At 54.7% G+C, this 23,276-nt stretch carries 20 protein-coding genes and 1 riboswitch; of the genes, 10 read left to right on the top strand and 10 right to left on the bottom strand.

Features of this window, described 5'->3' with window-relative positions:
* Window positions 1-363 precede the first annotated feature (363 nt).
* A complete protein-coding gene (locus G5179_RS10925; RefSeq protein ID WP_005339200.1) occupies window positions 364-855 on the top strand; it encodes an RNA recognition motif domain-containing protein in 492 nt (163 codons plus the stop codon).
* A gap of 7 nt (window positions 856-862) precedes the next feature.
* Here the strand turns inward: G5179_RS10925 and murI are convergent, their stop codons facing one another.
* From murI to nhaR, 3 genes are all read right to left on the bottom strand, one after another.
* Entirely contained in the window at window positions 863-1,666 is an 804-nt protein-coding gene (murI, locus tag G5179_RS10930; RefSeq protein WP_129503012.1) for a glutamate racemase, read from the bottom strand.
* 108 nt (window positions 1,667-1,774) lie between these two features.
* Window positions 1,775-3,640, bottom strand: a complete 1,866-nt coding sequence (locus G5179_RS10935; protein ID WP_227341719.1) for a TonB-dependent receptor domain-containing protein — start codon at window positions 3,638-3,640, stop codon at window positions 1,775-1,777.
* Window positions 3,641-3,691: 51 nt separating this feature from the next.
* Window positions 3,692-3,870, bottom strand: a riboswitch (cobalamin riboswitch).
* Between the two features lie 35 nt (window positions 3,871-3,905).
* Window positions 3,906-4,808: a transcriptional activator NhaR gene (gene nhaR, locus G5179_RS10940; RefSeq protein ID WP_421258359.1), complete on the bottom strand. Its 903-nt coding sequence runs from the start codon at window positions 4,806-4,808 to the stop codon at window positions 3,906-3,908.
* Window positions 4,809-4,917: 109 nt separating this feature from the next.
* On the opposite strand from nhaR, the gene G5179_RS10945 reads away from it, so the two are divergent.
* The 4 genes from G5179_RS10945 to G5179_RS10960 all read left to right on the top strand — a co-directional run bounded on the left by G5179_RS10945 (window position 4,918) and on the right by G5179_RS10960 (window position 7,841).
* Window positions 4,918-5,844 carry a sodium-dependent bicarbonate transport family permease gene (locus G5179_RS10945; RefSeq protein ID WP_421258360.1) on the top strand — a complete coding sequence of 309 codons (927 nt, stop codon included), beginning with the start codon at window positions 4,918-4,920 and terminating at the stop codon, window positions 5,842-5,844.
* A 4-nt stretch (window positions 5,845-5,848) separates the two neighbouring features.
* The gene (locus tag G5179_RS10950) at window positions 5,849-6,151 is read left to right on the top strand and encodes a P-II family nitrogen regulator (protein ID WP_005321666.1); all 303 of its coding nucleotides are present in this window, start codon (window positions 5,849-5,851) and stop codon (window positions 6,149-6,151) included.
* Between the two features lie 62 nt (window positions 6,152-6,213).
* Window positions 6,214-6,720: a 5-(carboxyamino)imidazole ribonucleotide mutase gene (gene purE, locus G5179_RS10955; RefSeq protein WP_421258361.1), complete on the top strand. Its 507-nt coding sequence runs from the start codon at window positions 6,214-6,216 to the stop codon at window positions 6,718-6,720.
* A complete protein-coding gene (locus G5179_RS10960) occupies window positions 6,717-7,841 on the top strand; it encodes a 5-(carboxyamino)imidazole ribonucleotide synthase (RefSeq protein WP_421258362.1) in 1,125 nt (374 codons plus the stop codon). Before purE ends, G5179_RS10960 begins: the two co-directional genes overlap by 4 nt.
* 73 nt (window positions 7,842-7,914) lie before the next feature.
* On the opposite strand, the gene G5179_RS10965 is transcribed toward G5179_RS10960, so the two are convergent.
* The 3 genes from G5179_RS10965 to G5179_RS10975 form a co-directional block, all read right to left on the bottom strand.
* Window positions 7,915-9,105 carry an L-lactate MFS transporter gene (locus tag G5179_RS10965; RefSeq protein ID WP_040069602.1) on the bottom strand — a complete coding sequence of 397 codons (1,191 nt, stop codon included), beginning with the start codon at window positions 9,103-9,105 and terminating at the stop codon, window positions 7,915-7,917.
* 109 nt (window positions 9,106-9,214) lie between these two features.
* Entirely contained in the window at window positions 9,215-9,958 is a 744-nt protein-coding gene (locus G5179_RS10970) for a LytR/AlgR family response regulator transcription factor (protein ID WP_058052680.1), read from the bottom strand.
* A gap of 46 nt (window positions 9,959-10,004) precedes the next feature.
* Window positions 10,005-11,678 carry a LytS/YhcK type 5TM receptor domain-containing protein gene (locus G5179_RS10975; RefSeq protein WP_421258363.1) on the bottom strand — a complete coding sequence of 558 codons (1,674 nt, stop codon included), beginning with the start codon at window positions 11,676-11,678 and terminating at the stop codon, window positions 10,005-10,007.
* A 1,083-nt stretch (window positions 11,679-12,761) separates the two neighbouring features.
* On the opposite strand from G5179_RS10975, the gene G5179_RS10980 reads away from it, so the two are divergent.
* From G5179_RS10980 to G5179_RS11000, 5 genes are all read left to right on the top strand, one after another.
* Window positions 12,762-13,316, top strand: a complete 555-nt coding sequence (locus G5179_RS10980; RefSeq protein WP_216952575.1) for a fimbrial protein — start codon at window positions 12,762-12,764, stop codon at window positions 13,314-13,316.
* Window positions 13,317-13,400: 84 nt separating this feature from the next.
* Window positions 13,401-15,866 (top strand): fimbria/pilus outer membrane usher protein, encoded by a 2,466-nt coding sequence (locus tag G5179_RS10985; RefSeq protein ID WP_421258364.1) that lies wholly within the window; start codon window positions 13,401-13,403, stop codon window positions 15,864-15,866.
* A gap of 34 nt (window positions 15,867-15,900) precedes the next feature.
* Window positions 15,901-16,644 carry a fimbria/pilus periplasmic chaperone gene (locus G5179_RS10990; RefSeq protein ID WP_216952570.1) on the top strand — a complete coding sequence of 248 codons (744 nt, stop codon included), beginning with the start codon at window positions 15,901-15,903 and terminating at the stop codon, window positions 16,642-16,644.
* A gap of 130 nt (window positions 16,645-16,774) precedes the next feature.
* Window positions 16,775-17,221 carry a fimbrial protein gene (locus G5179_RS10995; RefSeq protein WP_216954480.1) on the top strand — a complete coding sequence of 149 codons (447 nt, stop codon included), beginning with the start codon at window positions 16,775-16,777 and terminating at the stop codon, window positions 17,219-17,221.
* A 185-nt stretch (window positions 17,222-17,406) separates the two neighbouring features.
* On the top strand, window positions 17,407-18,315 hold the full coding sequence (locus G5179_RS11000; RefSeq protein ID WP_421244778.1) for a hypothetical protein: 909 nt from the start codon (window positions 17,407-17,409) through the stop codon (window positions 18,313-18,315).
* Between the two features lie 284 nt (window positions 18,316-18,599).
* On the opposite strand, the gene G5179_RS11005 is transcribed toward G5179_RS11000, so the two are convergent.
* The 4 genes from G5179_RS11005 to fabV all read right to left on the bottom strand — a co-directional run bounded on the left by G5179_RS11005 (window position 18,600) and on the right by fabV (window position 23,202).
* Window positions 18,600-19,847 (bottom strand): winged helix-turn-helix domain-containing protein, encoded by a 1,248-nt coding sequence (locus G5179_RS11005; protein WP_421258365.1) that lies wholly within the window; start codon window positions 19,845-19,847, stop codon window positions 18,600-18,602.
* A gap of 216 nt (window positions 19,848-20,063) precedes the next feature.
* Window positions 20,064-21,248 carry an NAD(P)/FAD-dependent oxidoreductase gene (locus tag G5179_RS11010; protein WP_005355716.1) on the bottom strand — a complete coding sequence of 395 codons (1,185 nt, stop codon included), beginning with the start codon at window positions 21,246-21,248 and terminating at the stop codon, window positions 20,064-20,066.
* A gap of 149 nt (window positions 21,249-21,397) precedes the next feature.
* The gene (ftnA, locus tag G5179_RS11015; RefSeq protein WP_005339225.1) at window positions 21,398-21,922 is read right to left on the bottom strand and encodes a non-heme ferritin; all 525 of its coding nucleotides are present in this window, start codon (window positions 21,920-21,922) and stop codon (window positions 21,398-21,400) included.
* Window positions 21,923-22,014: 92 nt separating this feature from the next.
* Window positions 22,015-23,202 carry an enoyl-ACP reductase FabV gene (gene fabV / locus G5179_RS11020; RefSeq protein WP_421258366.1) on the bottom strand — a complete coding sequence of 396 codons (1,188 nt, stop codon included), beginning with the start codon at window positions 23,200-23,202 and terminating at the stop codon, window positions 22,015-22,017.
* Window positions 23,203-23,276: the final 74 nt, after the last annotated feature.

The following is a 23,276-nucleotide window of genomic DNA, read 5'->3' on the forward strand; positions in this document are numbered from 1 at the left end:
GGCGCCCACTTCACTAGGAAGCTGGCTCATCAGTTTGGCGTGTTCCGCCGTGCTGGTAGGGGCGCATTATAGGGAGCGGCGCTGCGATGACAAGACTTTTTTTGAAGAAAATCACGAAAATTTCAAATTATTCAATTAGAAACAACTTATTCAGTGTATATATACAATGTTATCCACAATCCGGTTATTTCACTCCCATTTTAGCGTCATTTATGTCGCCTTTAGCGACCTTGGGAATGCCATACTGGAGCCGATAACCTCTCCCGAGTGGTCCATGGTAGCGCCAATCAGGAAAGCTGGTTACCATGGAGGTGAATATAGTGTTGCACCTTTTTTGCTTTCATTTACAAAAGGTCTTTTAAGATGAATTTATCCAAGTTTCCCGTATATATGCAGGCCGCAATCCTTGCTCTGGTATTGGCAGTGGTTGGCTACCTGGTTGCCCAGGCCCTGCAGTTCTCTTTGAAAGCGGAAGTGATTTTTGCAGCAGGTCTGGCCATCGGCGGTTTCGTGGTACCGCTGTTCCTGAAGCGAACCCCGGCCAATGTCGCCGAGTCGATCGCCAATCAGGAGACTTGCACCTTATATGTAGGCAACCTGCCCTATCGCGCCAATGAGATTGCAGTGCGCGAGTTGTTTGCCGAACAGGGCCAGGTCATTTCCGTGCGGTTGATGAAAGACAAGGCAACCGGCAAGCGCAGAGGTTTCGGTTTCGTGGAGATGCCCGCCGCCGATGCCGCCAAGGCGATTGCCGCTTTGAATGATAAAGAGTACCAGCAGCGCACCCTCAAGGTGCGTGAAGCAAATGACAAACGTGATAAAGAGGAAAGAGAAGGTAGCGAAACTGACGCCTAACAGCTCGTCAGTACTTCACCTCTTCCAGTGATGACAGCCCCCATGCTTGCAAGGGGGCTGTCAGTTTTTGGGCCTCCCCATCCAGCCGGGTACAGTAGGCCCTGGCAATCACCTCTTCTATATGTACAGGCTGCATGACAGCATGCCCGCCATTGCTCAGCAACCAGGCCACCCGTTTGGCAACGGCACTGCCCGAGTCAATAAGCTGACATTGCGGCATCAGTTGCCCAATCTCTTCATTAAGTAGCGGGAAGTGAGTGCAACCGAGCACCAGCGTATCCGGCTGCTCTTCCCCATCCAGCCAGTCGGCCAATACCTCGCGCAGCAACGCCATATTGACCGGCAGGCCCGCCAGCTTGTGTTCGGCTTCTATGACCAGCTCGGTGGTGCCCTTAAGCAGCACCCGCTTGCCCGGGGCAAACTGGGCGATCAGCTCGTGGGTATAGTCGCGGCTAACGGTGCCTGGCGTAGCCAGCAGACCGATACAACCGTTGCGAGTCTGCGCAGCTGCGGGCTTGATGGCTGGCACCACCCCCACCACGGGAATATCCAGTGCCTCGCGCAGGGCCGGCAGCGCTATGGTGCTGGCCGTGTTGCAGGCAATCACCACCAGATCGATATGATGACGGGCCACCATGGTGGTCACCAAGCGGGTGCAGGCAACAATCAGGGCGGGCTCGCTCAATTCACCATAGGGGAAGTTGGCATTATCGAAGCAGTAGAAATAGTTGTGTGCCGGCAGAACGCGGCGGATCTCGCGGTAGATGGTCAGGCCACCCATACCGGAATCAAACACGAGAATATTGGCCACTTGAGCTCCCCTTTGGTGCAAGGCGGCGATCATACTCCCGCCTGCCGCCAATAGAAAAGGCCCTGCCAATGGCAGGGCCCCTGATTTTTCCACTTGGCCGGCTCCGGCTTAGAGTGAGTAATCCATCGTCACGTAGTAAGCGCGCTCATCGGCCGGATACCCCACTGCAGTCTGATACTCCTTATCCAGCAGGTTGTTGATCTTGCCAGATACCTTGAGCGCCGGGGTGACCTTGTAGCCGACAGCCAGATTCCACACGCTGTAGCCACCGAGTTTGGTGGTGTTGGCCACATCGCCATAGCGCTCACCCTGATAGATCCAGCTCAACGAGCCGTCAAACTGCTGCCACTGCGCCTGCGTAATCCACTTGGCCCCTTTGCGGGAGATCAGCTGCAACTGTTTATCGGTCACCTTGTCTTTGGGATCCTTGTACTCGGCAGAGACCCTATGACTCAACCAGCCAGTGTCGAACTCCCCTTCCAGCTCGATCCCTTCAATGCGCGCCTTGCCAACGTTTTGTGGTGTCCACATCCCCTGACTGTTGGGAGCCCACTGGATCATCTGTTCGAAGTCATTGCGATAACCGGTGGCTCGCCACTCGACACCCGCAGTTTGACCATCCAGCATAAGCTCGCTGCTCTTAGACTCTTCCGGCTTCAGGTTGGGATTGCCAGAGCCCGGATAGTAGAGGTCATTAAAGGAGGGGGCGCGGAAACCGGTGCCGTAGCGGGCACTCAGGCGGTAATCCTCGACAAAACGCCAGCCTGCGCCGGTTTGCCAGGTGTTGTGACGACCAAACTGCTCGTTGTCATCACTGCGGCCGCTCAGCTCACCCTGCCATGTCTGGTTGTCGAACTGGACCAGGGCATAGACCCCGGTATTGTCCCGCTCCTTGGCCCCTGCCGGATAGGGGGAGCCAGAAGATCGCGAGCGATCGTCCAGCATGTCGCGCTGCCAGTCAGCACCGCCGCCGAGCGTCCACAGCTCGTTCAGCTTGAGGCTGTTGACCCAGTTCAGGCTGTACTGGCGGGTGTAGGTCCGGTTATTGGCCTGATCGCGGCCACTGTTGTCCTGATAGTCGTACGCATCCTGTTTGGAGAAGGCGCCACGCAACTCACTCAGATAGCGATCATCGTGATAGCGCGACCCCAGCTGATAGCTCTGGTTTTCAGTCCAGGTCTCGTTGCGCTGATGAGTGGCAGGCCCCCAGGCGGAAGCCGCAGAAGAGCGGTCGTACTGGGCGACATTGCGGAACCAGCGGGTTGTACCGAACAGATCCCAATTGCTGCCGAGCGCCTGCTGGTAGTCCAGCATGGCGTTGTAGCCCTGATGCCCGTGACGATCCCCATCGTTGATGCCGGGCAAGGGGTGTACGTTGTAACCCTCTTCATCATCAAAACCGCCAGCCACCTTGAGCTGACCCGCCTCACCGACCTGGCTGGCACTACTGAAAGCGGCCTGACGCTGTTGATGGGAACCAGCACCGATATTGAACTTGTGCTGATTTGTCCCCTTGTCGGGACGGGTAATGATGTTGATCACCCCGCCGATGGCATCAGAACCATAAATGGTGGCGCGTGGGCCACGAATGTATTCAATGCGCTCCACCTGATTGAGCGGCAGGTTATTCAGTTCGGTCATACCGGCGGTCAAAGAGGCACTGCGCACCCCGTCCACCAGTACCAGTGTCTGGGAGGAGGTGCCACCACGCACCCGCAACGAGCTGAGCTGGCCTCGGCCACCATTGCTGACCACTTCCACACCGGGCAGGGTCTTGACCACATCGGTCACGGTCTGGGCTTGCAGGCGATCGATCTCGTCCCGGGTCACCACATTGACCGGGGCAAGCACGCTGGAAGCAGGTTGGGCGACGCGGGTAGCGGTCACCACCATGGTGGGATTGACGGGAATGGTCAGCTGCTGGGCAAACGCCGCCGTCGGCAACAGGGCAGCCGCCAGAAATTTCTTCGACATGAGAGATCCTTAAGTTCGCGTAAGTATCTACTTCGTGGCCGGTTTCTCTCGGCCCGAAATACGAACTCTGGCAGGTCTTCGGGCTCGGGGGCTGATAGCCTACGGCGACGGCTTCCCGCCTGATGGCAGTGCCCTGATGTCGCTTCGTTCCCCCTTACCGCTGCGCGCCAGCTCCGGATTCTCACCGGATTCCCTATTAAGCATGATGCGCCAAAGCGGGAGGATTATAGGCAGAGCCAAGCTGGATGTATAGCCATCTAGATTTCTATTTATTGCCAACCAGCGCCGCCAACCGCTGCTGGGCCCCCTCCATCACCGCCTGTACCCCGGGATGGGAGAGATGGCGCCCTGCCGAGACCAGATAGTAAGAGAGGGTGACGTCGGTGAGAGTGGCGATCCGTTCCACCCCGTAGAGGCGACCAATCTCGTCGGCCATCGCCAGCGGCGCCGGGAAGATCCCCATCCCTGCCTTGCCGAACGACTTCATCAGGGTGGAGTCATCAAACTGCCCCACCAGATGGGGATGAATGCCCTGCTGCCGATACCACTCCAGCAGCCGATCGTGGGTGGCCGACTTCTCTCCGGGGATCAGCAGCGGCAACCCCTCCAGCGAGGCGGGAAAGCCGTCCCGCGCCCGCGCAGCCAGCTCCGGGCTGGCAAACAGCGCCAGCGGGCTGCGCCCCAGCTCGTGGTTATAGCCACGCACGCCGCTGTCGGGAGGGAGCGGGCGATCGATCAGCACCATATCCAGCTTGTGGCGGGCCAGTTCGCTGAACAGCTGCTCGGCCCGCTCCTCGTGACACACCAGGCGCAGCGGGGTCGCCAGCGCCATGGCGGGAGCCAGCAGCTCGAACGCCAGAGTACGGGGTACCGAATCGGCGATCCCCACCTGCATGGTCAGTTCCTGACTGGCGTGGCGCAGGGTGTGCTCCAGCTCGGCACCGAGCGAGAAAATCGTCCCCGCCTGTTCCTGCGCCTGCCGCCCGGCAGCAGTCAGCACCAGACGCCTACCCACCCGGTTGAACAGCGCCACCCCGAGGGACTGCTCCAGCTCGGCGACCTGACCGCTGATGGTCTGCGGCGTGAGGTGCAGCTGTTCGGCAGCTTGTGTCACGCTGCCACTGCGCGCCACATGCCAGAAATAGTAGAGCTGTTTGTAGTTGAGCATGCCGTTCCCTATCAGTTTTCACCGAACAACCATCAGCGAGAATCTGATTTTATCGAAACATTGCGGGCTCTAGCATGCAACCATTATCTGAACTGCCCTGCGAGCCATCATGCTGGACGTCGTTGTTCTCTTCTTTCTGTTTGGTCTGCTGACCGGTCTGGTGCGCTCCGAGCTCAAACTGCCGCCTGCCCTCTACGATACCCTCTCCCTCTTTTTGCTGCTGGCCATCGGCCTCAAGGGCGGCGTCGGTCTGGCCCAGCAATCCTTGCTGCCCCTGCTGCCGCAACTTGCGCTGGTGATCCTGCTCGGTGTGGTGCAGACCCTGCTCGGCTTTGCCGTGCTGCGCCTCAAGATGAACCGGGTGGATGCCGCCGCCACCGCCGCCCACTATGGCTCGGTCAGCGTCGCCACCTTTGCGGTCGGGGTGAACTGGCTGACCGAGCGGGGCATCAGCTTTGAATCCCAACTCTCCATCTTCCTCGCAGTGATGGAGATCCCGGCCATTCTGGTGGGCATAGTGCTCGCCCGCGGCATCAGTCGCGAGACCCGCTGGCGCATGCTGGCCCACGAGACCTTCCTCGGCAAAGGGGTAACTCTGCTGCTCGGCGGCATGGCAATCGGCTATCTGGCCGGACCGGACGGGATTGCCCCGCTCAAACCGCTGTTTGTCGACCTGTTCAAGGGGGCGCTGGCGCTGTTCCTGCTGGAGATGGGCCTCATCGTCGCCCGCCAGTGTCAGGATCTGCGCCGCCATGGCCTGTTCCTGCTCGGCTTCGCCCTTTTGATGCCGCTCGCCTCGGCGGGACTGGGATTGGCTGCTGGCCAGCTGATGGGGCTCTCCCTCGGCGGCCTGACCCTGCTGGCCACCCTGGCGGCGAGCGCCTCCTATATTGCCGTGCCGGCCACCATGCGCATCGCCGTGCCTCAGGCCAACCCGGGGCTATCCCTCAGCGCAGTGCTGGGGGTCACCTTCCCGTTCAACATCATGCTGGGGATCCCGCTCTACCACAGCTGGGCCCGCCACTTCACGGAGTAGCCACATGCAGACCGAGACCCGCACCCTGCTGACCGTCATCACGGAAGCCAATCTGGAGCCTACCCTGCTGCGCACCCTCACCCGCGAGGGGCTGCGCGGCTACACCATCACAGATGCCCGCGGCCGGGGGGATCATGGCGAGCGCAACGCCAGCTGGAGCGAGAGCGGCAACATCCGGCTGGAGGCCATCTGCAGCCGGGAGCAGGCGGAGCGGCTGCTGGCCCACCTGCAGAGTCGTTACTACCCCGATTACGCCATGATCGCCTTTCTGCAACCGGTCGAAATCGTGCGACCCGAGAAATTCTGAGCCGGCTTGTCGGCTCTTTTGCCCACCAAAAGCAAACGTTTGACAGCAAGGAACCAATACACATGAACACCCCTCCCCTGATCGGCCTGGTAATGGGCTCCGACTCCGACTGGCCCGTGCTGCAGGCCGCCGCCCGCATCCTCAAGGAGCACGGCGTGCCCTACGAGGCGCAGGTAGTCTCGGCCCATCGCACCCCGGATCTGCTGTTCGAGTATGCCGCCACTGCCCGCGAGCGCGGACTGCGCGCCATCATCGCCGGGGCCGGTGGCGCTGCCCATCTGCCGGGCATGGTCGCCGCCAAGACCACTCTTCCGGTGCTGGGGGTGCCCATCCCATCACGCCATCTCAAGGGAATGGACTCGCTACTCTCCATCGTGCAGATGCCCAAAGGGGTGCCAGTCGCCACCTTCGCCATCGGCGAGGCGGGGGCTGCCAACGCCGCCCTGTTTGCGGTCTCTCTGCTCTCCGTTGCACAAGACGACGCCCCACGCTACCGGCAGCAGCTCGACGACTTCCGCACCCGCGAGCGCGACCGGGTGCTTGCCCTCACGCTGGAGGAGCCGACATGATCCTGCCTCCCGCCACCCTCGGCATGCTGGGAGGCGGCCAGCTCGGCCGCTACTTCGTGATGGCCGCCCACTGCCTCGGCTACAAGGTGGTGGTGCTGGATCCCGATCCCGCCAGCATCGCCGGTGCCGCCGCCGATCACCATATTGTCGCTTCCTATGATGACCAGACCGCCCTGCACGAGCTAGCCAGCCGCTGCGAGGCCATCAGCTGCGAGTTCGAAAATGTGCCCGCCACCACCCTCGCCCTGCTCGAAAAACAAAAGCCGGTGCGTCCGACCGCCAGCGCTGTGCGCATCTGTCAGGATCGCCGCGAGGAGAAAGCCTTTCTGCGCGGGGCCAACATCCAGGTCGCCCCCTATCTGGCGCTACTGCCGGAAGAGCCCATCCCCGCACAGGCCAGCGAAATCTTCCCCGCCATTCTCAAGACGGCCCGCGAGGGGTACGACGGCAAGGGGCAGTGGCAGGTGAGCGACCTGGATGAGCTGGCGACGGCGCTGGCAGCCAGTGGCGTGCCCTGCGTGCTGGAAAAACGGCTGGCACTGGAGGGGGAGTTTGCCCTGACCCTGGCGCGCAGCCCGAGCGGTGCCATCAGCGCCCTGCCACTGGTGCAGAACTGGCACAGTGGCGGCATCCTCGATCAGACTCGCTCCCCGGCCAATGTGCCGGCGCTGGAGAGCGAAGCCAAAGCAATAGCCGAGCGGCTGATCGCGACCCTCGATTACGTCGGGGTGCTGACGGTGGAGTTCTTTCTGGTGGAAGGCCGACTGCTGGTCAACGAGCTGGCGCCCCGCCCCCACAACTCGGGTCACCCCAGCCTCGACAACGCCGCATGCAGCCAGTTCGAGTTACAGGTGCGGGCCCTGTGCGATCTGCCGCTGCCGGAGCAGATCGCCGTGCGCCCCGCCCTGTTAATCAACCTGCTGGGGAATCTCTGGGAGAACGGCACGCCAGACTGGGCCGCCCTGCTGGCGCTGCCCGACCTGCAGCTGCACCTCTACGGCAAGGGCGAACCCCGCCCCGGCCGCAAGATGGGCCATATCACGGTAACTGGTGACGACTGGCCAACGGTGGAGGAGAGCTGCCGTCAGGCCCGCCAGCTGCTGGGGCTAGCGCCACGCTGATCGAGCATCGGAAATGCAAAGACCCGGGCATGGCCCGGGTCTCTGTTTTTGCTTGCTATGGCAGGGAGGCTTATCAGGCCCGCTCCACCGCTACCGGTGCCGGCAGGCGGATGGTGAGGGAGAGCACCAGCGCCACCACCAACAACACCAGGATCAGGTGGAAGGTCGCCATAAAGCCGCCAAACAGGGAGGCCACGATGGAGCCGATGATGCTGCCCAGACCAAAGCCCAGATAGATGACGCCATAGTTCTTGGTCAGGTTGTTGAGACCGAAGAAGTCGCTCACCAGCGAGGGGTAAACGGTGATGGTGCCGCCGAAGCTGAACGCCACACAGGCGACCGCCACGAAGAACAGATTGGCATTGAGCGGCACGAACAGCAGCAGCGCCATGCCCGCCAGGGTAATCAGCTGGGCGATGGTGATGACCCGGATGCGGGACATCTTGTCGGAGAGGATACCCAGCACCAGACGGCCACCCAGGTTGGCCATAGCGATGATGGCGACGGCATTGGCGGCGACTACAGCAGGCAGACCCACCATCTTCTCGCCGATATCCTTGGCCACGCCGATGACATAGAGGCCGCTCATGCAGGCGGTGAGGAACATCAGCGCCAGCATCCAGTACTGCGGCTTGCGCATTGCCTCGGCCAGGGTGAAGTCACGGCTCTCGCTCTGCTGCACGGAAGCGGCCTGCTTGGGCGCATCCTTCATCAGCATGCCGCCCACCAGCACCATGGACATGGCGATCAGCCCCCACAGCTGGAAGGTGGTCTCAAGGCCGGAGCTGGAGAGCAGCAGCAGGTTGATATATTTGAAACCGAGACTGCCGAGACCATAGGCACCGATGGAACAGGCGGAGATCAGCCCCTTGCGCTCCGGGAACCACTTCACGCAGTTGGAGAGGGTCATCAGGTAGCCGGTACCGTCGGCAAAACCGACCAGAATACCCGCGCAGAGGTAGAGCATCGCCAGATTGCTGGCATGGGCGGTGAGGAAGAAGCCGATACCGAGCAGCACGCCAGCCCCCAGGGTCACGTTACGCACCCCGAACCGCTCCTGCAGCTTGCCCGCCATGGAGGAGGCGACCGCCAGCGAGAGGCTGAGCAGGCCGAAGGCGAAAGCGACCTGACTCACCGGCTCGTCCAGCTTGTCGGAGAGCTGGGCGTTGAACAGGCTCCAGGTATAAACAGAACCCAGTGCAAACTGGGTGATGATGGTACCGATCAGTGTCAGGTAGCGGGTGCGATTCATCTCTTTGGTCATGATGCGTCTCGGTCGATGGCCTTAAGGAAATTGAGGCCACTATAGGCAAGACGCAGCTCGCGCCGATCGATTAAGGCATGAAATGCAGATCGGCGGGAATGAATGACAATCAGAGCCGCATCAGCTGACGGAACGCCTTGATGTTGCTGCGACTGACCGGCACCTCGAACGGCAGATCATGAAGCCGGATGAGATAGGTGCTGTTAAACCAGGGGACTATTTCGCGGATCTTGTTGATGTTGACGCAGTAGGAGCGGTGGCAGCGAAAGAACCCCTCGGCAGGCAGCCGGCTGACAAACTCGCTGATGGTCATGGTCATCACGTAGCGATCATCGCGGGTATAGACATAGGTGAGCTTCTCGTCGGCTTCCGCGTAGTAGATCTGCTCGCAGGGGGTGACGATGATACGCTCCCCCTTCACCAGATTGACGGTGCGATTGTGGGGGCTGCTCCCCTCGCCGCTCGCCTCCCCCGTGGTGGCTGGCTGCGACTTGCCCGCATGCTCGAGCTTTTGCAGCAGATTGATGATGCGCGGCTCGTTGTAGGGCTTGAGGATGTAGTCGAACGCCTCCAGCTCGAACGCCTCCACCGCAAACTCCTTGTAGGCGGTGACGAAGACAATGTGGGGCGGATGGCTCGACTTGTGCAGGTTCTTGGCCAGCAGCAGGCCATCAATGGAGGGGATCTGGATATCCAGAAACACCACATCCACCTCGTGATCCTGCAGGTATTTGAACGCCTCCAGCCCATCCTCAAAGCTCGCCACTATCTCGATCTGGCTGTGCTGATTCACCAGATAGATCAACTCCTCGCGAGCCAGATACTCGTCTTCCACTATGATCGCTTTCAGCATGACAACACCTCTCGCGGCACACACTTATCCTCAACCATGATGGCACTCAGCATGGCATCGACTCCTGATCCGGCAGATAGAAACTCACCTCGGTACCCGGCTCCAGCCGCTTGAGGTGCAGGCCGTCGCCATAAAGCAGCTTGACCCGCTGATGCACGTTCATCAGGCCGATGCTGCGGCTCTCCACCCGACCGGCGGCCACCCCGTCGATCACCGCCTGACTGATGCCGTAGCCGGTATCCCGCACCGATACCCGGATGCCGCCCGCCAGCTGTTTTACCTCGATGGTGACCCGGCCCGGCGCGCTGCGGGGCTGGATGCCGTGCAGGATGGCGTTTTCCACCAGCGGCTGCAACAGCAGGCTCGGCACCTGAATGTGCACATCGTCCACCTCGAATACCACCTCCAGCTTGTCGCCGAAGCGGGCCTGCTCGATGGCCACGTAGTCGCGCACCTGCTGCAGCTCCTCCTGAATGTCGATGAGTTCATCCCCCTTGTTGAGGTTGTAGCGCAGGTAGTCCGCCAGATTGGCGATGAGCTGGCGCGCCTGCTGGGGCCGGATGCGGATCAAGGATGAGATGGCGTTGAGGGCATTGAACAGGAAGTGCGGGTTGATCTTGCTCTGCAGCGCGGTGAACTCCGCCTTTCGGGTCATCTCCTTGAGCTGCTCGATGCGCGACACCTCCATCTGGGTGGAGATGAGCTGGGAGAGGCCCACCGCCATCTCCCGCAGGGAGCTGGTGATGCTGTGGGTGCGGCGGTAGTAGATCTTGAGGGTGCCGCTCACCGAGCCCTTCTCCCGCAGCGGAATAATGATGACCGAGTGGAAATCGGAGAGGTGATACTGGCGCAGATCGTTGTTGATGATGATCTGGTCGAGCAGCACCGCCTGCTGGGTCATGCCGCTGATGGCGTGGTGCTCATCCAGCTCGTAGTAATCCTTGCCCACCCCGACATAGGCCAGCACGTCATGGGTATCTGTGATGGCCACCGCATCGGCGCTGATGTCGCGCCGGATCACATCGCACACCTGACTGAGGGAGTGGCGATCGATGTTCTGGAAGAAAGGCAGCGTCTTGTTGGCGATATCGAGCGCCAGCTTGGCCTGCTTGGCGGCAATCAGCTCCTTCTCGTCATCCAGATCCTGCACCAGCTTGATGATGAGGCCGATGCAGAGCGCCCCGGCGATCATCGGATAGGCGATATGGCTGACGATCTCGACGCCCACCTCGTGCGGCTCGGTCAGCAGCCAGATCAGCAGCATGGTGAGCCCTTCACACAACATTCCCGCCAGAATGCCGTAGAGCCAGAGCCGCGACTTGCGGCAGCGCAGGTGCAGCCAGGTGGCGAGCAGGCCAGCGATGATGCTGGCGATGAGGCACGGGATCGAGGTGTGGCCATCCATGTCGATAAGATAGCGGTGCAGACCGGAGATAACCCCGGCCGGAATGCCGACCCAGGGGCCAAACAGAATGCCGCCAGAGATAATTGCGATGATCCGCACGTTGACCAGCGCCCCCTCCACCGGAATGCCGGTGTAGGTACTGAACACCGCAAACAGACAGAAGATGGTGGCAACCAGCACCCGCTCCGCCGGGGTGTGATCCCGCTTCTGGAACAACCGCTGGAACGGCCGGGTGCGGGTCAGGAAGAAGAGGGTCATCAGCATCAGCGCCGCCCGTTCGAACACCGCCAGCAGCATCATCTGATTTTCAAGCACAACTGTATTCCTGCATCAACCAAGAGTACTCCGGATCATATCCTATTTGCTGGCAATGTACTGATTTCGAAACAGGATGAAAGTGGCCTAACCGTACGAATAAAACGAAACCATGTCTATGGATAACGAGTCAGCACAAGTTACTGGCTACTAACTTGCCAGCTAAAAAAACAGCTCACGGTTAATGTAATGGCATCCGTCATCCAAGCTCCACGCACAACAAAATCCTCTATCAACTATACTTTTAGAGATAATTACCTGTACAGTGCAAAACTGAATATATTCAAAAGCCATCTCTGAATCCCAGCCTCAAAAACATCCTTTCAAAAATCATTGATGATTTATTTAACATAGGAAATAGTCTACTCAAGTAGACAATCTTAATTTCTCTACTCATCATTGAAGACTTGCCACTTTATTTTGCTATCTGTGAGATTGGTACCCTTGATACCAAGCTAACTTTTTGGAGCAAAAACATCATTTACCGCCTATAAAATGATAGGCGTGATGCACGCACCAGTAAAAATAAAACCCACTGAATTTTTAATCACCCTGATTGCTATACGCTTACTAAACACCACCAATTTAAATGAGTGACCGACTTCAGAAAGTAATTTAATATAAAAGATCTAAAAACAACATAAAATATATCAGTGCAAATAAGTTGTTATTTTCCTCGCTTTATCAAAAAAATCACAAGTTCAAACCAACATGCCAGTCACCATCATGAATCTCCAGGTACTTTGCATGCCAACCCTAAAGGGGTAGAAAGAATACAACAAAAAAACAAAATATATTAAATTACATAAAATACCATGACTTCCAACCCTCCTTTTCAACATCACAGGTAAAAGACAACACCCTGTTTTTATTGGTATTTTTTTGTATTTTTAAATATTTTGAAAACCATCAACCCCGGTGATTAAATAACCACCAAAATCAGTCATCAACATGTCTCTGATGACGTGACACAACAATAAATCTTCTAATAAAAATTTATTTTTTTCTCAAAACCTGTTTCATTTCTGACAACCTTAGTCTTGTCAATAATGAAACTCTCAATTCAGATTAAAAAGGTAAAATATGAAAAAGGCAATTGTAGCTTCTGTATTGTTAGCTGTATTCTCTGGCGCCAGTTATGCTGAAAATAGTGCAACTCCAGCAGCAACTGATCAAGGCCATGGCGTGATCAAATTTATTGGTGCGATTGTAGATGCCCCCTGCTCTATCTCCCCGGAAAGCGTAGATCAAACAATTAATATGGGACAAATCTCCAACAGTGTACTCGAGCATCAAGGTGAGGGTCCTCTGCGTCCGTTCGATATTCATCTTGAAGGCTGCTCTCTTGATACCGCCAAAACTGCCGCGATTACCTTCAACGGCATTCCTGATGATACTGAGAAAAAACATTTAGCCATTAATGGTTTCGCAAAAGGTGCGGCTATCGCCATGATTAGCCAACTGGATGGTTCTGAAGTTGTTTTGGGCACCCCGACCAAAGCTGCCACTCTGGTTGAGGGTGACAATCACCTGAAATTTGGTGCCAAGTTGGTAAGCAATATCAAAGCGGGTGACGGCGAAAAAGCAATCCCGGGTGAATTTAGTGCAACCACTGATTTTATCATGACCTACCAGTAAATATTTAAATTTAATCAAACATTTATCCAGTAATTACGTGCAGGGAGGCGCGTTTCCTTTTGTTTACCTTATAAATTGAAATCTATGGAAAAATCTTTATTATCGTTGGCCATTTTTTTCATTTTTATGAGTGTGGCAAAAAGTTCTCACGCGGGTGATATTGAGTTCAATACTGACCTGTTGGATGTTAAAGATAAAGAAAGCATTGAATCAGGTGCTTTTAAACAGGCGGGTTATATTGTACCCGGTGAATACACCATGCAAATGGTGGTAAACGATGCCTTTATTGGCGAGCGTAACGTCAAGTTTCAAGCAACCTCCAGCAACAGCTCACAGCTGTGTTTGACCGTTGCGCTGGCCAATGAATTGGGCCTTAAAAATCACGATCTGGAACGTCTGCTGACTAGTGGGAAGAGTGGCTCTTGCCTTAATCCTGACGTACTCGAAGGAATAGTGATCAAGGGCGATATCAGCAAAGACACGCTTCTCATTTCTGTCCCTCAAGCATATCGGGATTATGTGAGTGACTCCTGGGATCCCCCGTCACGTTGGGATGAAGGGGTCAATGGTGCCCTGCTCGATTATGGCATCAATCTGCAAGAGAACCATTCGACCCATGGTAATGGTGACACAACCAATGTCAGTGCCTATGGTGTGGCAGGTGTCAATATGGGGGCCTGGCGGCTGCGGGCTGACTGGCAGGGTCGTTATGAGCGTAACAAAGAGCAAGCAGGCTCCCAAAGTGAGCTGGATGTCAGTCGTGTGTATGCCTATCGCGCCTTACCCGAACTCAGCGCCAAGTTGACGATGGGCGAACTCGATCTGGGTAACTCCATGTTCGATAGCTTTCTGTATACAGGCGCCTCTGTAGTTAACGATGACAACATGTTGCCCCCCGACTTGCGTGGCTACGCCCCGGAAGTGGTAGGTATTGCCAAGACCAACGCCAAGGTGGTGATTAGTCAGCAAGGGCGCGTTATTTATGAAACGCAGGTGGCTTCCGGGCCATTTCGTATTCAGGATTTGAGCAGCGCAGTCAGCGGCACCCTGGATGTCAGAGTAGAGGAGCAGGATGGATCGGTGCAGACTTTTCAGGTCAACACCTCTCGCATCCCCTATCTCTCCCGACCAGGCTCGATACGCTACAAGTTCAATAGTGGCAAGATCAGCAGTCAACCCCATCGCTTGGATGGACCGGCCTTTGCCAGCAGTGAATTCTCTTGGGGCGTGAGCAATGGATGGTCACTGTTGGGAGGGGCTCTGCTCAGTGAGGGTTACGATGCACTCTCTGTCGGGGTTGGACGTGATTTGCTGCAATTAGGTGCTATCTCTTTCGATATCACTGAATCTCGTGCCCAGTTGGCAGAGGGCTCAAAAACTGGCAGCTCTTATCGAATCAACTATTCAAAGAACTTCGAAGAGTATGACAGCCAAGTGGCGTTTGCCGGTTACCGCTTCTCGGAGCGGGATTTTATGAACATGAATGACTTTATGGCCGCCCGCAAGATTGGCCAACCATACAGGGGCGGCTCCAGAGAACTTTATAACGTGAGGCTAAGCAAGCAATTCAAAGCAGCTCAGCTGGGAGCATATATCGATTACACCCATCAGTCTTACTGGTCCCAGACAGATAGTGAGCGTATCAGCCTCTCTCTGTCTCACTATTTTGATGTAATGGAGTGGCGTGGCCTGGCGACCTCGCTCACCACCTATCACAACGAGCAGGGCCGTCAGACTGATAATGGCATGTACTTCACACTGTCGATTCCCTTTGGGCTGAACAAACATGTGAGTTACAGCGCCTCAACCATGGGGGGCAAAACCACCAACAATATCAGCCTCTTCAACCGGGTGGATGACCGTAACAGTTACTCAGTCACGGCCTCAACCTCGCCAGCAGGTGAAAGCGCCAGCGGTTTCTATACCCACACTGGCGACAAAACCACCCTGATGGCCAACGTTAGTCACCAGGCAGGTAGTTCAACAGCCGCAGGGCTCTCCATCAATGGCGGAATTACTGCGACCAAAGAGGGGATTGCCATGCACCGGGTAGGCATGATGGGGGGCAGTCGTATCATGGTAGATACTGACGGGGCCAGCGGTGTGCCTGTACACACCGGCGGGCCAGTCACCTTCACGAATCAAAATGGCAAGGCGGTTGTAGCCGATATATCCAGCTACTATCGTCAACGAACCAGCATCGACATCGATCAATTGGGTGATGATGTTGAGCCTATTGGGACACCTATTTCCATGGGGACCCTGACCGAAGGAGCTATCGGTTATCGTCATTTCGATATGTTGTCGGGCGGCAAGCGCATGCTTGAACTGGTCAAAACAGATGGCAGCCCAGTTCCATTCGCCGCTGAAGTCGTCAATGACAAGGGGCAACAATTGGGGATGGTCGGTGATGATGGCATGGCCTATCTCGCAGGCCTGCATGAAGGAAGTCCTGTGGAGGCTCGCTGGGGCAGCGAGCAGCATTGCCGCTTTTATTTGCCATCACCGCTACCAGAAGTCAACACGACGGCGAGACTGACTTGTCAGTAATCGATTTTGTATAACCAGATTGAGATAAACCGATATGACCAAGAAACTGTTGTTCACTCTGCCTCTATTGCTAACCATGATGGCTAGCCAGGTTCAGGCTGCCGTCTCATTGGATCGTACCCGGGTGATCTACCCGGCGGGAGCCAATTCAATGAGCCTGACGATCCACAATAACAACAAAACACTGCCTTACCTGGCCCAGGCCTGGCTGGAAGATGCCAATGGCAACAAGATAAATAGTCCGTTCACCCTGTTGCCACCGGTTCAGCGGCTGGAGCCGGGTATGGAGAGCCTGGTCAAGGTGCAAGCATTACCCGCTGTCGCTCTGCTGCCCCAGGATAAAGAGAGCTTGTTCTACTTCAACTTGCGGGAGATTCCCCCTCGCAGCGACAAGCCAAACACCCTGCAGCTTGCACTGCAAACCCGGATCAAGTTCTTCTACCGCCCCGCAACTCTGCTGGTTGAGCCGGGCAGCAACCAAGCGCCGTGGCAAGAAAAAGTTACCCTGCAAGCGGTAGGAGGAAAATACCAGTTGACCAATCCGACCCCTTACTACATCTCCATTGTGGATGGGGCCCGCACACTCAATGCGGGTAGTACTACGGGATTTGAGCCAGTCATGATTGCCCCCAATAGCAGTGCCATGGTCAATCTTGGTGTGGCCCAGCTTGGCCAGCAACCCACTTTTACCTATGTGGATGACTACGGCGGCCGTCGAACCCTGAGCTACCGCTGCACCGGGATCTGCCATTTGTTGCCCGCTCAAGATGCAAAATAGAGAGATAAATATGTGGCCAGGCTCTTCTCCGCGCGCGGCCCACTCAGGTGTTCGTTACCTGTGGTTCATATTGATCACATTGCAGGGCATGCTTCTCCCGTCTCAAGCTCAGGCGGGGAGTGATAACTTGATGATTAATGTCGTCGCAGAGGTAGTCAATCAAGCCTGTTCGCTGCGCCCCGGTGATGAAACCATCACCGTCAACTTTGGCAATATCGTGAACAAAGAGTTATTGAGGGACAAACGCACACCAAGTAGAGAGTTTCAGCTTCATCTTGAAGAGTGTGACCCCGATATCTCCAAGGGTGTGAAGGTGACATTCAGTGGTCAAGGAGCGCCAGACAATCCGGACTTGCTGGCGCTGATGGGGGACAGTACCGCCAAAGGGATTGCCATCGGACTGGAGCATCAGGGAAAGGCATTACCCCTCAACAAAGCAAGCCGTGCATTGATGTTAACTGCTGGTGACAACGTACTGACCTTTGCGACCTATGTGCAATTGCTACCATCGGGACAAACGGGCTTGGTATCAGGTACGTTTAGTACAAGTGCCAACTTCAAGCTAGAGTATGAGTAAAGATACTGAGTTAAAATTAGAATCCACAGTGTTCCTTCTCGAGATTTTCGACGACCCCCCGTGGCTTACTAAATTTCTACATGTGGTGGTGGATAAGTCTTAAACTTAAGTTAAGCATCATGCTCCATGCTCTCTTAATAGCAATTTTTAGCACCTTATTAATATTTATGTGACACTGAGGTTATATGGTCTTTTTTTTCGAAATAATACGAGGTGTATTTAGCACCAGTGATTTTAAAAAACACCTTGGTTACTTTTGGTGCTTCATAACAAATGTTATGTTTGTTTTTTTACTTGGCATAACAAATACCTATGCATCTAGCCTTTCCATTTCTTTAACCGAAGCTCCAGGACTTACAACGAAAGGCGATCCATATATGAAAGCGGTAATTATTGGGGGAGATAATAATGATCTCACGCCTAATTTATGTGCTGGTAAGAAATGGGGTGATTGTTCCATATTAGCTTGGTTAGTTGAAAGGTCATGGCCAAACAAACAACTTGATGGGTATAAATCATATGATGCCGGTGGCATTAACTCAGAGTCATGGCGAAGCTGTGTAAATTCCAATGAAAATAAAACGTTAGGAAAGGTTATTTCTTGCTGGCGAAATAATGGCGTACTTCAGAGACCCTTATATGATACTATCGGTAGTCGTAGACTTAAATCAGGCCCTGATTTATGTCTTTTTTATGGAAGAGATACAGTACAATCAGCCTCATATCCTGGACCAATATCAAATTGCGTATCAGGTTATAAACCAGCTGAGAGTTGTAAATTTGGCCCTAACATTTCCATAAATGCAAAAGGTACAGCAAGCGAATTTAAAAATATGTCTGCAAGTGCAGAAAGTTACTTAGAGTGTACGAATACAACCTCAGGCACAATTAAATTAACCGATGAAAAAGGTCAATTGGTTTTAGATGGTGGAGGTTATTGTAATCTTGATTTAGGTTCTGGTCCAAATAAACCTCATAAGTTAACAGTGCAATATGGAATGCGGAAAAAAGTGATCGCTAAATGCCTATTTTCAGGCGTGAATACTCTAGGTTTACATCGAGGTGCGGGAATAATTGTATTTACGGTAGATTAAATGCCCAGAAAATTTGGAAGTGCTGCTTCGGCTCGTTACATATAAAGTAAAGATTAAGTTATAATTTGATATCACTTTGACGCTGATATCAGATTGTAACTTGACACATACGCTTTATATATTAGCTTTTACTTATAACTCCATATCAAAACAAGCATTCTTATTCTGACTTTATTAACATCTCATTACCGATAATTCTATTTATAAAACAATGTATCAGTCACTTCTCTATCTGGCGACAAGTAATCATCCATATTAATGAGACACTCAACTTTCTTAAAGTACTAACTATTTTTACCATTGAATACTTTTGTATAAAATAAAACCCCACCAAAAAGACTTGTTACATGAACAATCTCATTTTTTATCTTAATTGTGCGCAAATAAGCATCATCCTGTGTAAATTGATCAAAAATGGTATAAATTTGAGGATCGGCTTGCAAAATATCTTGCTGTATCGATTTGACCTTCAATGACTTATTCTCAAGATGTCTCAAACCATTCTCATAAAAATGCACGCGAGAAATCTTTTTTATTTCAAACACCATGTTTTGCTTTGCATCGTTAAACATCAAATCTTGAGCCCATGCGGCTTGTTCAACATTATCATTATCAATGCCGGTAGTTTTGATCAACATATAACCGATATAGTCTGCTTTAATCTGGCATGGGCGATAGAATCTCAAACGCACAAATCCCATCCCAGGAATATCGTGTACATTGATCGGTGAAACAGCTTCAAGATTAATATTCTGAGCAATGCATTCCAGCTGTTTCTTTATGTCCAGCCGCTCATCCATTAAAAATGTTTTTTGCCAAACTATATTATCCTTTATATTAAAGTCCAAATATGAGAATGCATCTTTTGATGCAAGAGCATAAAAGTTTCGGTCTTTTTTTATCAACTTTTCAATATATTTATACTCGTCAGGGGAACGAATATCCTCTGTATACATAACAATACGATTAACACTTGGTGTTGCTAATTCCTTTATCTTTTCAAGCTTTCTAAACTCTAATGAAATCTCATCTTTTTCTGTCAAAATATAATATGATGTAATAGCTGAAATGACAGTAACAATAAAAACAAAGAACATTAATATATATTTATCAAGTCGACCGCGATCAAAGAGTCTTTGTTCCTCATTTGCATCAACATCATCGGATTCCTCAGTCTTTGTGATCACCTCCGTACGGTGTGACAATTCATCACCATGACCAAGTTCAACCTCCAACTTGAAAATGTAACCCACACGAGGAATTGTTTCTATAGAATTGAAAATCCCGATAGACTCAAACTTCCTACGTAGTAGAAGAATTGTTTTGTTGAGACTAATATCCCTGCTTTCTGTTTCACCCCAAATATCATCAAGTATTTTTTTTCTTTCAACAACTCGCAGACTATTATCACAAAGCACTTCCAGCAATACGGTTTCTTTTTGACTGAGCTTTATTTCTTTCTCGTCAAGAATAATTCTGTATGTCTCAGGTTCAAATATGAACCTGCCGTTATACTTATATTGCTTTGTCATGATTTTATTTAATCTCAACGTTCTGTTGAACTACATTGTATATGATTTTATATACCTTAGAGGAATTTTCTAGGGAATGCGGTAACACGTAATCATGAACAGATAACTGTAGGCACAGCCCCAAGCCGACATACTCGGCCCCCAGTATGTCGGCAATGAAGAACCACACTTATACATAATGTTCTCTTGGGCTCTCCAACAGGGGATATACCCGAATTAGCAGTACTGCCCGGCCACCCAACCGGAAGACCAGGCCCACTGGAAGTTGTAGCCACCGAGCCAGCCGGTCACATCCACCACTTCACCGATGAAGTAGAGGCCCGGCACCTTGCGCGCTTCCATGGTCTTGGAGGAGAGCTCGTTGGTATCGACGCCGCCCAAGGTCACTTCGGCGGTGCGATACCCCTCGGTGCCGTTGGGCAGGATCTGCCAGTCACCCAGCAAGTTGGCCACAGCTTCCAGTTCACGCTCGTTGTACTGGCGCATCGGCTTGCTGACCAGCTGACCCAGCTCCACCAGCTTGTCGACGAAGCGCTTGGGCAGCTCGCGCCCCAGCACGGTTTTCAGCTCCTGCGCCGGGTGCGCCTGCGCCCATTCACGCAGCGCAGCCGGAATATCCAGCTCCGGCAGCAGGTTGATGTGGATCTTCTCACCCGCATGCCAGTAGGAGGAGATCTGCAGGATAACGGGGCCGGAGAGGCCGCGGTGGGTGAACAGCATCGCCTCCTTGAAGCGGGTGCCATCCTCGGCGGTCACCGCTACCGGCAGGCTGATGCCCGCCAGATCGGCGAACGCCTCTTTCTCCGCCTGATGGAGGGTAAAGGGCACCAGACCGGCACGGGTCGGCAGCACCTTGAGACCGAACTGCTCCGCCAGCTTGAAGCCATACGGGGTCGCGCCCAGCTTGGGCATGGAGAGACCGCCGGTCGCCACCACCAGCGAGTGACAGCCGATCTCACCCTTGCTGGTGGTTAACACAAACCCTTCGTCCTGCTTGCTGACGGTGAGGATCTCGGTCTGGAACTGCAGGGTCACCCCGGCCCAGTCACATTCGGTGAGCAGCACATCGACGATATCCTTGGCGCTCTCGAGACAGAACAGCTGCCCCAAAGTGCGCTCGTGATAGTTGACCCCGTGGCGATCCACCAGATCGATGAAGTCCTGCTGGGTGTAGCGGGCCAGCGCCGACTTGCTGAAGTGGGGATTTTCCGACAGGTAGGCGTGAGCGCCCGCCTGATGGTTGGTGAAGTTGCAGCGGCCACCGCCACTGATGAGGATCTTGCGGCCCGGCTTCTTGGCGTTGTCGAGCACCAGCACGGAGCGGCCACGGTAGCCCGCCTGCGCCGCACACATCAATCCGGCCGCACCGGCCCCGATCACCACCACATCGACCTGCTTCATCATCACTCACTTATCAAAATAGAAACGGCACCTGGCCAGAACCGTGATTGCCTCTGGCTGACATCACAACGGTGACTGCCCACCAGAATAAATAACGGCCCTTAAAAGGGCCGTTATTGTACTGGCTGAACACTAAGTGTCCACGACTATCAGGCGTTGCTGTCCATGATGCTGGCAGGGGCGCCCTTGGCCAGTTCGGCCAGCTCCTTGTCGATGAAGTAGAGGCCCTTGCCATCTTCACCCACCAGACCCAGACGGTCGACGATGCTCTTGAACAGCTTCTCCTCTTCATGCTGCTCGGCCACATACCACTGCAGGAAATTGAAGGTGGAGTAGTCCTGGGTAGTGAAGGCTACGTGGGCCAGACCATTGATGCACTTGGTGATGTGGTACTCGTGCTCCAGAGTGGTACGGAACACGTCGCCCAGCGACTTGAACTCGTGGGGAGGGGCATCGATGGCACCCAGTTTTGGCATGGCACCGGTCTCGCTCACATAGGTGAACAGACGCTCCATGTGCTGGCGCTCCTCGACTGCGTGCTGGCGCAGGAAGGTCGCAGCCCCTTCAAAGCCCTTGTCTTCGCACCAGGCGCTCATCTGCAGATAGAGATTGGAGGAGTAGAACTCCAGGTTAATCTGCTCGTTCAACTTCTCGATCATGGCTTGGGCCAGCATCTTGTTTCTCCTCAGTGATTTGGTATCGATTGTCGCCACACTCCCGCCGCGAATCAACCCGCCAACGAGAGGGAGATCCCGTTTCTTTCAGCTCAGGGGGTCAGCTCCCCAAGGGAGGCGACATCCACCGGCGCAGCATAATCAACGCCCGGCAGCTCGAAGCCGTTGAGTTGCATGAAGTCCTGCCGCAGCCCTGCAAAGTCCCCCAGCGCGTGGAAATTGTCCGGCGTCACCTTGGGCCAGAGCGCCGAGACGGCGGCCTGAATGGCCGGGTCGAGCTCGTGGTCATCCATCCGGATCAGCCGGTTACCATCGGCCACCACCCCATTGGCCCCGTACATCTTGGCGGCAAACAGTCGCTGCATCTGCTCGATGCAGCCTTCGTGCACACCGCGCTCCTTCATTACCCCCATCAGCAGGCCCAGATAAACCGGCAGCACCGGAATGTAGGCGCTCGCCTTGGTTACCAGCGCCTTGCAGACCGACACCCAGGCATGGCCGCCAATCTCGGCCAGTTGCAGGTTGATGGTCTCGGCGGTGGCGTGCAGATGCTCCTTGGCATAACCGATGGTGCCATCCCGATAGAGGGGATAGGTGGATTCGGGGCCGATGTAGGAGTAGGCCACGGTTTGCGCACCGGGGGCGAGACAACCGGCCTGCTGCAACGCCTGCATCCAGAGCTGCCAATCCTCGCCCCCCATCACGGTGACGGTATCGTGGATCTCCTCCGGCGTGGCAGGTGCCAGCGATTGCTGCACCAGGGTATCTCGCTCCAGATCCAGCCCCCAGCCGCTGAATGGTTGACCGGTGGTCTTGAGCACGGAGCGCACTTGCGTGCCGTCGGGCAGCACCCGGATGCCACTCGCCAGCGAATAGATCACCAGATCTACCTGCCCCACCTGCTGACGGATGGTGTCGATGGCCTGCTGGCGCATCCCGTCGGAGAAGGCATCACCGATCAGGTTGATGGCGATACGCCCCTCCTGCTCCGCCTCCTTGCGAAACCAGATGTTGTTGTACCAGCCGGCACTGCCCAGCCCCTTGTCAGAGGGGCCCCGCTCGAAGGAGATGCCGATGGTGTCGGCACCGGCACCAAAGGCGAGCGCAATGCGCGACGCCAGTCCAAACCCGGAGGAGGCACCCAGCACCAGCACCCGCTTGGGGCCATTAAACGGGCCCGCTGTCTTGATGCGTTCAATCTGCTGCTGCACGGCGGCGCGACAGCCGATAGGGTGACAGTTGCGGGCAACACAACCTTGAATCTGGGGATGAATGATCATGGGAAGGCCTCCAAAGAAACTGGCTACAGCATAACCAAATCGAAGGAGATTAACTTGATGCCGGATCGCTATCA

It is taken from the genome of Aeromonas sp. 600886 (assembly GCF_049174935.1).
GTDB lineage: Bacteria > Pseudomonadota > Gammaproteobacteria > Enterobacterales > Aeromonadaceae > Aeromonas > Aeromonas veronii_A.

Excerpts from the sequence above, each read along its gene's own strand:
- G5179_RS10925 (WP_005339200.1), top strand. The coding sequence starts at position 364 with ATGAATTTATCCAAGTTTCCCGTATATATGCAGGCCGCAATCCTTGCT.
- G5179_RS10935 (WP_227341719.1), bottom strand. The coding sequence starts at position 3,640 with ATGTCGAAGAAATTTCTGGCGGCTGCCCTGTTGCCGACGGCGGCGTTT.
- nhaR (WP_421258359.1), bottom strand. The coding sequence starts at position 4,808 with ATGCTCAACTACAAACAGCTCTACTATTTCTGGCATGTGGCGCGCAGT.
- G5179_RS10945 (WP_421258360.1), top strand. The coding sequence starts at position 4,918 with ATGCTGGACGTCGTTGTTCTCTTCTTTCTGTTTGGTCTGCTGACCGGT.
- G5179_RS10950 (WP_005321666.1), top strand. The coding sequence starts at position 5,849 with ATGCAGACCGAGACCCGCACCCTGCTGACCGTCATCACGGAAGCCAAT.
- purE (WP_421258361.1), top strand. The coding sequence starts at position 6,214 with ATGAACACCCCTCCCCTGATCGGCCTGGTAATGGGCTCCGACTCCGAC.
- G5179_RS10960 (WP_421258362.1), top strand. The coding sequence starts at position 6,717 with ATGATCCTGCCTCCCGCCACCCTCGGCATGCTGGGAGGCGGCCAGCTC.
- G5179_RS10965 (WP_040069602.1), bottom strand. The coding sequence starts at position 9,105 with ATGACCAAAGAGATGAATCGCACCCGCTACCTGACACTGATCGGTACC.
- G5179_RS10970 (WP_058052680.1), bottom strand. The coding sequence starts at position 9,958 with ATGCTGAAAGCGATCATAGTGGAAGACGAGTATCTGGCTCGCGAGGAG.
- G5179_RS10980 (WP_216952575.1), top strand. The coding sequence starts at position 12,762 with ATGAAAAAGGCAATTGTAGCTTCTGTATTGTTAGCTGTATTCTCTGGC.
- G5179_RS10985 (WP_421258364.1), top strand. The coding sequence starts at position 13,401 with ATGGAAAAATCTTTATTATCGTTGGCCATTTTTTTCATTTTTATGAGT.
- G5179_RS10990 (WP_216952570.1), top strand. The coding sequence starts at position 15,901 with ATGACCAAGAAACTGTTGTTCACTCTGCCTCTATTGCTAACCATGATG.
- G5179_RS10995 (WP_216954480.1), top strand. The coding sequence starts at position 16,775 with ATGATTAATGTCGTCGCAGAGGTAGTCAATCAAGCCTGTTCGCTGCGC.
- G5179_RS11000 (WP_421244778.1), top strand. The coding sequence starts at position 17,407 with ATGGTCTTTTTTTTCGAAATAATACGAGGTGTATTTAGCACCAGTGAT.
- G5179_RS11005 (WP_421258365.1), bottom strand. The coding sequence starts at position 19,847 with ATGACAAAGCAATATAAGTATAACGGCAGGTTCATATTTGAACCTGAG.
- G5179_RS11010 (WP_005355716.1), bottom strand. The coding sequence starts at position 21,248 with ATGAAGCAGGTCGATGTGGTGGTGATCGGGGCCGGTGCGGCCGGATTG.
- ftnA (WP_005339225.1), bottom strand. The coding sequence starts at position 21,922 with ATGCTGGCCCAAGCCATGATCGAGAAGTTGAACGAGCAGATTAACCTG.
- fabV (WP_421258366.1), bottom strand. The coding sequence starts at position 23,202 with ATGATCATTCATCCCCAGATTCAAGGTTGTGTTGCCCGCAACTGTCAC.